We start from the raw sequence: 13,168 nt of genomic DNA on the forward strand, positions 1-13,168 counted from the left end.
GTGGCGCACTGAGGCAGCGCAAACGGCATCAGCAGGATCAGTCCCTCGCGGCGTTTCCGACCCGATAAAAAGCGGCCACGGTTGATCCGGTAACGGCATGGTTGTATATACATATACAGACTTTAGCGCGCTGCCGCCGACGGGGCGCAACCAGGAGGCGTAATGAGCGAGGAATACGGCGTCGACACACTCTGGCTGGGGGCCGATCTGGTCACCATGCGGGAGGGGAAATACCAGCTGATTAACGATGGTGTGATTGCGGTGCGTGGAGAGCAGATCGTCTGGGTCGGTCCGCGCGCGGCGATGCCCGCTTTTAATGCGGCGCGCCGCATCATGTTTCGTGGCGGTATTATCACACCCGGGCTGGTGGATTGTCATACCCATCTGGTGTTTGGCGGCGATCGCAGCCAGGAGTTTGAGCAGCGACTGAACGGCGTCAGCTATGCTGAGATCGCCGCGCAGGGCGGCGGCATCCTCTCCACCGTACGCGCCACGCGCGCCGCCTCAGAGGAGGCGCTGGTGGCGTCCGCCAGCAGGCGTCTGACGCGCCTGCTGGCGGAAGGAGTGACTACGGTTGAGATCAAATCGGGTTACGGGCTGGATGAGGAGAGCGAACTGCGCATGCTGCGCGCTATTCGCCAGCTGGCCGCCACGGTGCCGGCGGATGTGCGCGCAACCTGTCTTGCCGCACACGGCTTCCCGCCCGAGTTTAAACAGGATCCGCAGGGCTGGGTCAGGCTGATCTGCGAACACTTGTTACCCCGCGTGCAGCAGGAGGGACTGGCGGATGCGGTTGACGCCTTCTGTGAACATCTGGCCTTTTCGCCCCGGCAGGTTGAAGAGGTATTTAAAGCGGCGCAGGCGCTCGGGCTGCCGCTGAAACTGCATGCGGAACAGCTCTCCGCACAGGGCGGCGCGGCGCTGGCGGCGCGTTATGGCGCGCTTTCCGCCGATCATCTGGAATATGCGCAGGAGAGCGATGTGCAGGCGATGGCGGCCGGGGGCACAGTCGCGGTGCTGCTGCCGGGGGCTTTCTACCTGTTACGGGAAACGCAGCGGCCACCGGTGACGCTGTTCCGTCGTTACGGCGTTCCGATGGCGCTGGCGAGTGACGCCAATCCCGGCACTTCGCCTGCGCTCTCGCTGCGTCTGATGCTGAATATGGGCTGCACCCTGTTTGGTCTGACGCCGGAGGAGGCGCTGGCGGGCGTCACTTTATGGGGGGCAAAGGCGCTGGGGCTGGAAAAAACCCACGGTTCGCTGGAAGCGGGAAAAGTGGCGAATTTTGTACACTGGTCGCTGGCGCGCCCGGCCGAACTGGCTTACTGGCTGGGCGGTGAGCTGCCCTGTAAGGTGGTCTACCGGGGGCGTGCGCAATGGCCGCTGTCGGCGATGGCGGATTAACGCCCCGCAAAAGCAGGGCGTGAAGCGCTATCAGGATTTACGGGCGTCCGGGCGTACCAGATCGAAGCGCTGCTCCTCACTGATGCCATAGTAGGCGGAGGGGCCGCCCGCGCGCAGGATAGGCTGCGCCCGGGCGGTCTGATAGATACCCGCTTCCAGCAGCGCTTCGTCGATATGAATCGCTACCGCTTCGCCCAGCACCAGCCAGCTGTCGATCTTCCCGCCCTGCGCATCCTGCAGCTGGATACATTGCGTCAGCCGACACTCGAAATTCACCGGACTTTCAGCCACCAGGCTCGCCGCCACCTGTGTGGCAGGCAGAGGCGTCAGACCAGCCAGGACAAACTCATCCTGATCGGCGGGCACTGAGGCGGAGCTTTCGTTCATCGCTTCCGCCAGCGGTCGTGTCGCCAGATTCCAGACAAAAACGCCGGTCTCCTGAATATTCCGTACGCTATCTTTCCAGCCGGTGCTGGAAAAGCCAATGATCGGCGGATGGTAGTTGAAACAGTTAAAAAAGCTGTAAGGCGCCAGGTTGCGTACGCCGCTGGCGCTGACTGAGCTAATCCAGCCAATAGGACGTGGGCCGATAATGGCATTGAGCGGATCGTGCGGCAAACCGTGACCTGCGCGAGGCTGATAAGAGTAGCGTTGACGCGTCATGACGTCTCCTGAGTAGAGAAACAGGCAGTTATAATAGCTGCTCAGCATCCGGTGAGAAGCGTTGCAGCAGGTAAGCGCTTTGTGCGGGTTTATTTCCCGACGCGGAATCGGTATCTTACGCGCGCCGCGTTAATCTGAGAGAAGCCATGAACAAGCCCACCGCCAGACCCCTTTTTCATCCGCGAAATCGTCATCAGGGCGAATACGATTTTGCCGCCCTGACCGCCGCCCATCCGCCGCTGGCCGCGAAGGTCCGGCCCAACGGCTGGGGCGCGCTGTCGATCGATTTTGCCGATCCTGACGCGGTACTGCTACTGAATCAGGCGCTGTTAAAACATTTCTATCAGCTGGAGTGGCAGCTGGCACCGGGCTTTCTCTGCCCGCCGGTGCCGGGACGGGCGGATTATATTCACCATCTGGCAGATCTGCTGGCAAGCGATGGCAAGGGCGCGATCCCGCGTCAGGCGGACCTGCTCGATATTGGCTGTGGCGCCAACTGCATCTATCCGCTGATTGGCCAGGCGGAATATGGCTGGCGCTTTACCGGAACCGATATTTCTGACGAGGCGCTGAAGGCCGCAAACGCCATTGTTCACGCCAATCCGGGTCTGCAGCGCAATATCCGTCTGCGGCGGCAGAAGCAGGCGGGTGCCATTTTTCATGGCATTATCCACAAGAACGAGTTTTATCACGCTACCCTGTGTAATCCGCCGTTTCACGCCTCCGCTGCTGAAGCGCAGGAGGTTACCCGGCGCAAAACGCGCAATCTCGGTCTGAAAACCACCACGCCGCTTAACTTTGGCGGTCAGCACAATGAGCTGTGGTGCGAGGGCGGCGAAACGGCATTTATCGGGCAGATGATCCGCGAAAGCGCAGATTTCGCCCGCCAGTGTGTCTGGTTTACTTCGCTGGTATCGCGTAAAGAGAATCTGCCCGCCCTGCGTGACGCACTGAAGGCGCTGCCGGTCAGCGACGTACGCATCATCGACATGGCGCAGGGGCAAAAGCAGAGCCGTTTCCTTGCCTGGAGCTTTATGCCGCAGGCCACCCGCGCCCGTTATCTGACGCCTTAGTTAGCGCGCCGCTTATTCCGGCGGCGGCAGGGCAATCACGCCGTCGCTGCCAGGCGCTGGCGCGTTACCGCCAGGGGAAACCACTTCCACCCGCTGGCGGGGCGTTTTAATTCCGGCCGCGTCGAAATGTTTTTTCACCTTATCATCCAGCGCAAAACGCACCGTCCACTGCTTCAGCGGCTGGGTGGTAAAGGTAACACGCACGGTAAAAGCCTGATTGTTTAACCCGACCAGGCCGGCAAAACCGGGTTCGCCAATCACCATGGCACGGATCTCCTCATTCTCCAGCAGCTCTTTCACCGCCGCGCGTAGCGCATTATTGGCGCGTTCGGCATCTTCATCGCGATCCACATCATAATTCGCCACAAAAGAGCCGATCCCGCGCACAAAGTTGGCGAACGTGGTAATCGAGGACCAGGGAATGATGTGATACGCCCCGGTATCCTGGCGTACGCCCACGGAACGAATCGACATGCGCTCGACGGTGCCGGTAATAGCGCCAATGGTCACCAGATCGCCGGTGTTCATACCATTTTCAAACTGGATAAAAATGCCGGTAATAATATCTTTCACCAGCGTCTGGGAGCCGAACGATACGGCCAGTCCCAGCGCTCCGGCACCTGCCAGCAACGGGGCAATATTCACGCCAATCTCAGAGAGCAGAATCATAATGGTGATGGTGCTGATCACCACCGCCAGCGCGTTACGGAACAGAGTCAGCAGCGTACGCGTACGGGCGCTGGGCATCGGACGGCCATGAGCATCTGAGGCGAGACGGCTCTCAATCAGGCTGGCAAGCAGTGTCCAGCCCACCGCAGAGAGCAGCAAGATCATGATGATCCTGATCAGGATATCCACCAGCCGTTCCCCGGCTCCGGCGGTCAGCCAGTGCCAGAGATCGAACAGGTTCCAGGCATTAAGCAACAGCAGCAGTGCGGCAAATACCGTCAGAATACGTGCCAGCTTCAGCAGCATCGCTACCCAGCCATTCACGCGCTTCTGCAGCTCCGGATAGTTACGCCTCAGTTCCGGCGACAGAATAATGGTCCTGGCAATCCAGCGCGACAGCACACCCGAGATCATCGCCGCGATACCGATGATCGCCAGGCTACGCACCGTGGCGGACATCATAAATTTCAGGCTGTCCCCCGGGTTAAAAATCGAGAAGAGGAAGAGGGCGATAAAATAGGCGCTCGCCAGCCAGTGCCAGACGGTGGCAAAGGCGCGAATAAACAGGGCGAAAAAGGCCAGCGAGCGGTCAGCCAGCGCGAGCAGTGCCTGGCGGATAGCGCGCTTGTTATGGAAGATCAGCCACAGCGCCCAGCTGGTCATCAGACCCATAATCACCATGTTAACCAGGGACGAGACCTGAACATTCACCTGACTGGAGACAATGGGGACGATCACCAGCAGGCCATAACCAATAATCCCACTCAGCCAGCTGAGACGGGTGTTCCAGTAGCGGGCGCGCTGGTCGCTGAGACGAAAAAAACGCAGCGCGGGAAAGCGCGGGCAAAAAATCAGACGCAGCACCGCTTTAAAAAACTCAATCAGGGCAAAGGCGTTCAGAAACAGGCCCTGCTGCCTGGCGATGGTGCGGTTGCCGCCGTGCGTATTATCGCTGACGAGCTGACCAACAAACAGCGCCAGGGCCAGCAGCAGCAGATCAATAATAAACGCGGTAGCGATGGCGACGGGCAGGGGAAACCAGCTGGGGCGCTCGCAGCTGTACTGCCGTCCCCAGCGACCAAGCTGGCGATAGATCGGATACATCAGGCCGCGTATCAGCCAGTAAAAAGCAAACAGCGCCAGCGCCAGTACCAGAAAGTGGTTCAGGGCGTTAACAAAGGTCTTTTCGTTAAAGGCCTTATGCGGCGCATAGACAATATTGTGGTGCAGGCGCATAAATTGTTGCGCCACTTTGCCGCCATACTGGCGCGTCACCTCGGTGACGCCCTGCAGCACGGTTTTCTCTTCGGGCTCCGCCTCGGGCGGGGATAACACCGGTTCCGTACTGGCTGAGGGGCTGGCGGCCGCGCTGCGTAGCTGCTCAATCAGTTCCTGACGTGACTGATCGTTTTCCAGAATGTTCGCCAGCGCCGCATAAGCCGCTTTTTTCTCCTCCAGGCCCGGCGCTTTAGTGGCTTTTGTGCCGTCTGGCGCGGCTGGCTGACTGGCAGCCACTGCTGCCTGCGGCAGCGTCACGGCATGTGCCGCAGGCAGCATACTCGCGATAACCGCGATGCAGAGCACTATCCCCCGTAATAAAGCGTACGGGCGTAAACCGGCTGAAGACATAGCATACCCCATGGCAACGCGCAAACAGCGCAAGAGGGAAAGTATAGTCGTGGATTGACTGCGAAAGGGGATAAGCGCAGGGGGAGGCGCAGGCCTGTGAGAGAGAAACGCGCCGGGCCGACAGTCGCGGCCCGGCGGAGTATCAGGAAACGTGCTGCAGGAACTCGCGCAGACGATCACTGGGCGGATTAGAGATTAACGTATGGGGATCGCCATCTTCCGCAATGGTGCCTTTATCGATGAAAATCAGTCGTGAAGCCACCTCGCGGGCAAAGCCCACCTCATGGGTAACAATCACCATAGTCATACCTTCTTCCGCCAGGTTCTGCATGACCTTCAGGACTTCATGACGCAGTTCCGGATCGAGCGCCGAGGTGGGCTCATCAAACAGCATCATTTTGGGCTTCACCGCCAGCGCACGGGCGATGGCGACACGCTGCTGCTGCCCGCCGGAGAGTTCAGACGGGAAGTGATGGGCACGCTCCGCCAGTCCCACTTTTGCCAGCAGCTCACGCGCCTGCTTGTGCGCCTCCTCTTTTTTAGCCCCGCGTACGCGAATCGGGCCGAAAGCCACGTTATCCAGCGCGCTCATTTGCGGGAAAAGATGGAATTGCTGAAACACCATGCCCGCTTCCTGGCGGATCAGGCGCTCATCAACGTTGGGGTCGTTCACTTTCAGACCGTCAACAATCAGTTCACCTGCGGTAATCTCTTCCAGCTTGTTGATGCAGCGCAGCAGGGTAGACTTGCCGGAACCGGATGGCCCGATAATCACCACGACTTCGCCCTGATTAATCTTCAGATTAATGTTGTGCAGCACCTGAGTTTTGCCGAAGTGCTTGGAGACATTTTTAAATTCAATCACAGGATTTTCGCCCTTTTCTCAATACGGCGCAGCACGTAGCTCAACACCAGCGTAATCACCAGGTAGATCACCGCAACGGCACTCCAGATTTCCAGCGCCCGGAAGTTACCGGCAATGATCTCCTGGCCCTGGCGGGTCAGTTCGGCAACGCCAATAACGATAAACAGCGAAGTATCCTTGATGCTGACGATCCACTGGTTGCCCAGCGGGGGTAACATACGGCGCAGCGCCAGCGGCATAATTACATAGCGCAGAGTTTCACGCCGGGAGAGGCCGAGCGCCAGACCCGCTTCGCGAAAACCTTTATGGATGGAGAGCACCGCGCCGCGCGTAATTTCCGCAATATAGGCGCCGGAGTTGATCATGATAGTGACCACGGCCGCGGTAAAAGGGTCGATACGCAGATCGGGAATGGCCATCGGCAAGGCGAAATAGATAAACATTACCTGCACCACAATCGGGGTGCCGCGGATCAGCTCAATGAAAACCAGCGCAATGTTATTGGTGATCCAGCCGCCGTAGGCGCGGGCAAAACCTGCAACCACGCCGATAATCAGGCCACCAATCAGACCGAGCACAGAAATCAGCAGGGTCATCTTCGCGCCTTCCAGCAGCAGGGGCAGTGCTGGCCAGATTACGCTCCAGTCGAACTCCATGGTGTTACTCCAGAATACTTATGTTGCAATGGAAAAGGCAGGGACATGGCTGTCCCTGCGCAAAAGGCCAGTGGCCAGAATATTATTTGGGTTCGCTGCCGAACCATTTTTTATAGAGGGTGTTATAGGTGCCGTTCTCACGCAGGGTTTTCAACGCGCCGTTCACCTTATCACGCAGATCGTCGCTGCCTTTCGGGAAAGCGACGCCATACTGCTGCGCTTCAATCGCATCGCCAACCGCTTTAAAGCGTCCTTTACCTGCGGTATGGATAAAATAGAGAATATTGGGCGTATCGTGCAGCACCGCATCAGCACGGTTGGTGCCCAGTTCCATATAGGCGTTATCGATATTCGGAAACTGACGCAGATCTTTGGTTTTGATGTGCTCCTTCGCGTAGTCCACCGAGCCGGTGCCGCTCTTTACCGCCAGCACTTTGCCGTTCAGATCATCAACGCTTTTGATGTTTTCTTCATTGGCGCGCACCATCACCTGCAGACCGCTTTTGTAGTAGCCATCAGAGAAATCGATCGCTTTTTTACGTTCTTCAGTGATGGTGATACCCGCCAGCGCCAGGTCAACGTTACGCGTCTGCAGCGCCGGGATAATTCCGCTGAAATCCATCGGCTTCAGGCTGTATTCGAGCTTGAGTTCTTTCGCAATGGCGTCCCACAGATCGATATCAAAACCGACATATTTATCGCCCTGCTTAAATTCGAAAGGGACAAAAGCGGTGTCGGTAGCTACGATCAGCTTTTTCTCTGCTGCAGTGGAGGAGAGCGAACAGGCCAGCGCCAGCGCGGCCAGGGAAACTTTTAACAGTGACTTCATCATTATTCCTTATTACCTTGCAGGCTGATTTACCTGAAGTGACTTTCATCCTGTGAAAATCTGATGCCAGATTTTCATTTTCAGAAAATTCACCAGGTTAAGAATATAAATACCACAGCGAGGAAAAAAAGATAATGGCTTGCCCTCTTTTGGCGGGCGGAAATGAGGCGTCGCGCCAGGAAAGCACGCCTGTATGACGCACTAAGTGCAGGAACCCTGGGGCAAAAGCAGAAGACTGGTGGTGCGGCGGGCATAAAAAAGGCGGGGTTGCCCCGCCAGTTTTTTGCCGTCACTAACGACTGTTACTCGATGTTTGCTTCGATAAACCACAGGAATTTATCCAGGTCGCGGGAAGCTGCGGTAAAGATATCAGCGGTATCTTCATCTTTCACTTCCGAAATCGCTTTACGCACATCGTTAGCCACCAGACCGTAACGATCAGCCAGCGCTTTCAGATGATCCTGGACGCTGTGGATGTTCAGCGGATAACTCTGTAGCGGGGTACGATCGTTAACCACCTGGGTAGTACCCAGCGCTACGCCGCCCAGCTGTACAACACGCTCTGCCATGGTGTCCTGGTGATCAGTGATGGCGGTACGGAAACCGTCCAGCATTTCATGTACACCGATAAAGTTGCCACCACGCATGTTCCAGTGCGCCTGCTTAGTAATCAATGACAGGTCGATAAATTCCACAACCAGACGGTTGAGCACCTCGATTGTGGCTTTTTTATCGTTCTCTGCCACGTCATTACGGGTGTAAATCAGATCGGTAGAATTAGTTTTAACCAGTTTTGCGGTACTCATCGTTTCAGTCCTCTGTTGATGGGTTTCCTAATCAAGCACGGAAATAAGTATAGCAGCATTGTCTGAGCAGGAGTAAAGGAATGGGCAATAACAGAAATAGGAGATCTGTCAGCGCCTGTTTGACTGAAAAATATAGCGCTAATCCGTAATGTCAGTAAAAAAATTATTGGTAACCCAATGAAAATAAAGTTTTATTTTTAAATTGCCACGGGCGTTATCTGTTTGTTTCAAAATAATAACGTGTACGCTAAATTCAGTAGAGAAATAAGTAAAATGATTAAAGGATCGCTATTCAGCCTGAAGTACCGTCAGGCTGAAGCCTCTTATTTTTGCTGCGAAGCGCTAATTTCTACCGCTTCCAGTACCGCCTTTTTGGGTTTCATGGTCAGCGTGGCACCGGCGGAAGCGATGATAATTGCCAGCAGCGCCAGCCACTGAATCGCGTGCAGCGTTTCGCCGAGAAACAGCATCCCTGACAGCGCAGCCATGGCCGGTTCCAGACTCATCAGAGTGCCAAAAATACGTGCAGGAAGACGCGTCAGCGCCACCATTTCCAGTGAGTAGGGCAGGGCGCTGGAGAGCAGCGCCACCAGCAACGCCACAGGCAGCACGCTCCACTGCCAGATACCGGGCTCGGCAAAGGTTAAGCCCAGCGGAACAAAAATTATGGACGCAATCAGCGAGCCTAACGCTACCGTTGCCGGTCCGTGGCTGGCCCCGGCGCGCTGGCCGGCAACAATATAACAGGCCCAGCACAGGCCAGCGCCCACCGCCAGCGCCGCCCCCAGGGGATCAATATGCGATACTTCCTGACCAAAGGGCAAAAGAAACCACAGGCCAGTCACAGCCAGTACGATCCAGATAAAATCCAGCGCACGGCGCGAACCCAGCAGCGCCAGCGCCAGCGGCCCGATAAACTCCAGCCCAACCGCGACTCCCAGCGGCACGGTGCGGATCGACAAATAGAACAGATAGTTCATACAGCCCAGCGCCAGTCCGTACATCAGTAAAGGAACGCGTTGCGCCCGGGTAAAGCGTAGTCGCCAGGGTTTAAAAATCAGGCAGAGAATCAGGGTGCCAAGGCCAAGACGCAGGGCGGTAATGCCGGGCGCGCCAACCTGGGAAAAAAGCGATTTTGCCAGCGATGCGCCGCCCTGCAGTGACAGCATCGCGATCAGCAGAATAATCACCGGGATCAGCGCCGATGAAGTAGCTTTTACGGGGGAAGACATCCTGTAATCATTCCTGTCAGGGTGAAGGTAGGCAGTAAGCTGCCAGTGTAATAGATTCAACGCGAAAAGAAGAGGCGTACCAGGACCCTTTTCAGGCAAGCTGCTGCATTTTTGGCCGCTTTTAGCGCCAGCTTAGTAAAGAAATGTCAGGTTACTTTAGGAATATACTCAAAAGGCAGGATGGCGGGAAGAAAATATTTTGTGAAACAGCGCTGATTTTATAAGAAAAAAGAATGACATACGAAGTTTCATTAACTTTCTGTTACACCAAACAATTCGTTAGACAACAAAAATCGGGCAGAGTTTCTGGCTAACTTTTGTTATATTTTCAGTGTTGTCAGGAGAGAAGTACTATCACATTTGAGGTGGTTATGAAAAAAATTGCATGTCTTTCAGCACTGGCTTGTGTTCTGGCTGTTTCTGCAGGTTCCGCAATGGCGCAGAGCACCGTATCAGGTGGTTATGCTCAAAGCGATATGCAGGGCGTCGCGAATAAAGCTAACGGCTTCAACCTGAAATACCGTTATGAAGACGGATCTAACCCGCTGGGCTGGATCGGTTCTTTCACCTATACCGAGAAAGATCGCGCAGAATCTGGCGTTTATAACAAAGGCCAGTACTACGGCATCACCGGTGGTCCGGTTTACCGTCTGACCGACTGGGCAAGCATCTACGGCGTAGTAGGTATTGGCTACGGCAAATTCCAGCAGAACGCCCAGCAGTCACGTGATAAATCTGACACCAGCGATGTAGGTTTCTCCTACGGTGCTGGTCTGCAGTTTAACAGCCTGGGTATCGAAAACGTTGCGCTGGACGTAGGTTACGAGCAGAGCCGTATCCGTAACGTCGATGTAGGTACCTGGATCGCGGGCGTAGGCTACAGCTTCTAATCTGAGCGCCGACATACCCGTTTTATTAACGGCCCCTTCTGGGGCCGTTTCTGTTTCCGGCATACGGAACATGCGGCTTTTCCCGTCTGGCTCTCTGACAGCAGCAAAACGCATACGCAGCAGCCAGTCAGGGGTGTCGCTTAAAGATCGGGAAAAAGAAGCACAGAAGAGTTTGCCTTCTGTCGCCTGACAGAAGGACGCTGAAGCCGCAGCCGGGGAAAACTCAGCCGCGCCAGATCAGATTCGGGCAGGAGCGCTCAGCGATTTTTTTGCCGGCCAGCTTTTCAATCAACATCAGACGCAGGGCAAAAGGGGAACGGGAAAAGAGGCACAGCAGCGATTTCACATCTATTGCTGGCGCTGTCTTCTCAGCCTGAAAGCACTTGCCACAGTCAAGGCAACATTTCATTGTGCTCATCGGAACCTCCCGGTCAGTAACGAGGTAATAACAGTCAAAGCCTTGCAACAAAACAGAAAACAGGAGCAACGATCTTCAGCGATCCTGCAGCGCGGCATTCCGCTGAGTGCCTGTTTGCTGATATTATCAACAAATATAGCACTGGCTATACCCTTTAGCGACTGCTATTTACGAAAAATTTGAGCTTCTTCCTGCCTGGTTTACAATGTGCTCGAGCAAATCCGCATCGCAGGTACAGTGCGGCGTATTATAAAGAGGAAGTTGAATGAGTCGTCGTGCGAAAAGCGCTGTAGCCAGCCCGCAGGGGCCGCTTAAAGAAATAGAAGAGCATGTCGAAGGTTTTCGACAAGTGCGTGAGGCGCATCGTCGGGAGTTAATTGACGACTATGTTGAACTGATTTCTGATTTGATCCGGGAATTTGGTGAGGCACGCCAGGTTGATATGGCGGCCCGTTTAGGGGTATCTCAGCCCACAGTAGCGAAAATGCTAAAACGTCTCAGCAGCGCAGGGCTGGTTGAGCAGGTGCCCTATCGCGGCGTGTTCCTGACGCGGGAAGGAGAAAAGCTGGCGGAGGAGAGCCGGGCGCGTCACCATATTGTCGAAACGTTTCTTCTGGCGCTGGGGATCAGCCCCGAGACGGCACGTCGCGATTCAGAAGGGATTGAACATCATGTCAGCGATGAAACGCTGGCCGTCTTTCAGAAATTTTATGAAAGCCGCTAACCGTTAAGGCTTCCGGCGCTATGTCATTTCTGTTGCGCGCATTTTTGCAGGATCGTCTTTTACATCTGCTGGCAGCTTGCGGCGTGGTTTTGCTGCTGCTGGCCGACTTCCGCTGGCAGCAACTGCCTGCCGCTGTCGACTGGCATACCATTGTGACGCTGGCAGGTCTGCTGATGCTCACCAAAGGTCTGGAGAAAAGCGGCTATTTTGACGTTGCTGGCGGGCGGCTGATGCAGCGCTTCCGGCGTGAACGTGCGCTGGCGCTGTTTATGGTGGCGACCGCGGCACTGCTCTCCACCTTTTTAACCAATGACGTGGCGCTGTTCATTCTGGTGCCGCTCACACTGACGCTGCGTAAATTCTCGCGATTGCCGATTTCACGTTTGATTATCTTCGAAGCGCTGGCGGTGAATGCCGGTTCCCTGCTGACGCCGGTGGGGAATCCACAAAATATTTTGATCTGGTCGCAGGGCTCGCTGAGCGTGGCGGGCTTTATCTGGCAGATGCTGCCGCTGGCAACGCTGCTGCTGGTTTCATTGCTGCTGCTGACCTGGTTCTCTTTTTCTCCCCGGCAGATTGAACGTCACCCGCAGCCGCCGCTGCAGCGCTGGGAAAAGCCGCTGTTCGCGGTCAGCGTCCTGCTCTATCTCGTCTTTGTCGCTGCCCTGGAGATGAAACTGACCCTCTGGGCGCTGCTGCTGATCGCGGTCTGCTATCTGCTGATGGCGCGTCGGGTACTGCTGAGTATCGACTGGAGCCTGCTGGCGGTATTCATTATGATGTTTATTGATGTCTTTCTGCTGACGCGCTTGCCAGTATTGCAGCACGGCATTGCTGCACTGCCACAACTGAGTGAAGGGCAGTTTTATCTGCTGGCGGTGGGGCTGTCGCAGCTGATCAGCAATGTGCCCGCCACTATTCTGCTGTTGCAAAAGGTTCCTCCCGGCGAGGTCATGGCCTGGGCCGTGAATATTGGCGGCTTCGGCCTGCTGCCTGGCTCCCTGGCGAATCTGATTGCCCTGCGTATGGCGAAAGATCGCCAGGTCTGGTGGCGCTTTCATCTTTTCTCCGTGCCGATGCTGTTATGGGCGATGGCTGGCGGCTGGCTGCTGTTACAACTACGCTGACTCCTGGCGGCAGGGCGTAATGACGTTCTGTTGCCTGCCATTTTTTCCCTTCTTTTCTCCCGCCTGCCGCCTTAAGTGGCCGGAAATGCGCCTTTCTTAATCTTATGTAAAGAAACAGTGGAATTTGTCAGTTTGCCATCTATGGTTAATTTGACCGTTTTACGCCCGGGAACAGGGCCACAG

13 protein-coding genes are annotated in these 13,168 nt (G+C 55.9%); 5 read left to right on the forward strand and 8 right to left on the reverse strand.

What is annotated here, in order from left to right; all coding sequences use genetic code 11:
- Positions 1 to 162: 162 nt before the first annotated feature.
- Positions 163 to 1,404, forward strand: a complete 1,242-nt coding sequence (gene hutI, locus E0E17_RS13265; RefSeq protein ID WP_130834513.1) for an imidazolonepropionase — start codon at positions 163 to 165, stop codon at positions 1,402 to 1,404.
- 30 nt (positions 1,405 to 1,434) lie between these two features.
- Here the strand turns inward: hutI and E0E17_RS13270 are convergent, their stop codons facing one another.
- Positions 1,435 to 2,067: a flavin reductase family protein gene (locus E0E17_RS13270; protein ID WP_130834514.1), complete on the reverse strand. Its 633-nt coding sequence runs from the start codon at positions 2,065 to 2,067 to the stop codon at positions 1,435 to 1,437.
- A gap of 146 nt (positions 2,068 to 2,213) precedes the next feature.
- Between E0E17_RS13270 and rlmF the strand changes: the two genes are divergently transcribed.
- Positions 2,214 to 3,140, forward strand: coding sequence for a 23S rRNA (adenine(1618)-N(6))-methyltransferase RlmF (gene rlmF, locus E0E17_RS13275; protein WP_130834515.1), 927 nt, complete (start codon positions 2,214 to 2,216; stop codon positions 3,138 to 3,140).
- A gap of 12 nt (positions 3,141 to 3,152) precedes the next feature.
- Here the strand turns inward: rlmF and ybiO are convergent, their stop codons facing one another.
- From ybiO to rhtA, 6 genes are all read right to left on the reverse strand, one after another.
- Positions 3,153 to 5,438, reverse strand: a complete 2,286-nt coding sequence (gene ybiO / locus E0E17_RS13280; protein ID WP_130834516.1) for a mechanosensitive channel protein — start codon at positions 5,436 to 5,438, stop codon at positions 3,153 to 3,155.
- 142 nt (positions 5,439 to 5,580) lie between these two features.
- Positions 5,581 to 6,303: a glutamine ABC transporter ATP-binding protein GlnQ gene (gene glnQ / locus E0E17_RS13285; protein WP_130834517.1), complete on the reverse strand. Its 723-nt coding sequence runs from the start codon at positions 6,301 to 6,303 to the stop codon at positions 5,581 to 5,583.
- The gene (gene glnP / locus E0E17_RS13290; RefSeq protein ID WP_130834518.1) at positions 6,300 to 6,959 is read right to left on the reverse strand and encodes a glutamine ABC transporter permease GlnP; all 660 of its coding nucleotides are present in this window, start codon (positions 6,957 to 6,959) and stop codon (positions 6,300 to 6,302) included. The genes glnQ and glnP overlap by 4 nt, the downstream gene beginning before the upstream one ends.
- 82 nt (positions 6,960 to 7,041) lie before the next feature.
- Positions 7,042 to 7,788 carry a glutamine ABC transporter substrate-binding protein GlnH gene (glnH, locus tag E0E17_RS13295; RefSeq protein WP_130835548.1) on the reverse strand — a complete coding sequence of 249 codons (747 nt, stop codon included), beginning with the start codon at positions 7,786 to 7,788 and terminating at the stop codon, positions 7,042 to 7,044.
- A gap of 302 nt (positions 7,789 to 8,090) precedes the next feature.
- Positions 8,091 to 8,594 carry a DNA starvation/stationary phase protection protein Dps gene (dps, locus tag E0E17_RS13300; protein WP_130834519.1) on the reverse strand — a complete coding sequence of 168 codons (504 nt, stop codon included), beginning with the start codon at positions 8,592 to 8,594 and terminating at the stop codon, positions 8,091 to 8,093.
- Positions 8,595 to 8,917: 323 nt separating this feature from the next.
- Complete coding sequence (rhtA, locus tag E0E17_RS13305; protein WP_130834520.1) at positions 8,918 to 9,826, reverse strand: threonine/homoserine exporter RhtA; 909 nt, start codon at positions 9,824 to 9,826, stop codon at positions 8,918 to 8,920.
- A gap of 371 nt (positions 9,827 to 10,197) precedes the next feature.
- On the opposite strand from rhtA, the gene ompX reads away from it, so the two are divergent.
- Entirely contained in the window at positions 10,198 to 10,716 is a 519-nt protein-coding gene (ompX, locus tag E0E17_RS13310; RefSeq protein WP_130834521.1) for an outer membrane protein OmpX, read from the forward strand.
- A 223-nt stretch (positions 10,717 to 10,939) separates the two neighbouring features.
- Here ompX and E0E17_RS13315 read toward each other — a convergent pair whose 3' ends face one another.
- Complete coding sequence (locus E0E17_RS13315; protein ID WP_130834522.1) at positions 10,940 to 11,134, reverse strand: hypothetical protein; 195 nt, start codon at positions 11,132 to 11,134, stop codon at positions 10,940 to 10,942.
- A gap of 265 nt (positions 11,135 to 11,399) precedes the next feature.
- On the opposite strand from E0E17_RS13315, the gene mntR reads away from it, so the two are divergent.
- Both mntR and E0E17_RS13325 read left to right on the forward strand, forming a co-directional pair.
- Complete coding sequence (gene mntR, locus E0E17_RS13320; RefSeq protein WP_130834523.1) at positions 11,400 to 11,858, forward strand: manganese-binding transcriptional regulator MntR; 459 nt, start codon at positions 11,400 to 11,402, stop codon at positions 11,856 to 11,858.
- A 20-nt stretch (positions 11,859 to 11,878) separates the two neighbouring features.
- Positions 11,879 to 12,985: an SLC13 family permease gene (locus tag E0E17_RS13325; RefSeq protein ID WP_130834524.1), complete on the forward strand. Its 1,107-nt coding sequence runs from the start codon at positions 11,879 to 11,881 to the stop codon at positions 12,983 to 12,985.
- Positions 12,986 to 13,168 lie beyond the last annotated feature (183 nt).

The organism is [Erwinia] mediterraneensis (assembly GCF_900604315.1).
Classification (GTDB): Bacteria; Pseudomonadota; Gammaproteobacteria; order Enterobacterales; family Enterobacteriaceae; genus Pantoea; species Pantoea mediterraneensis_A.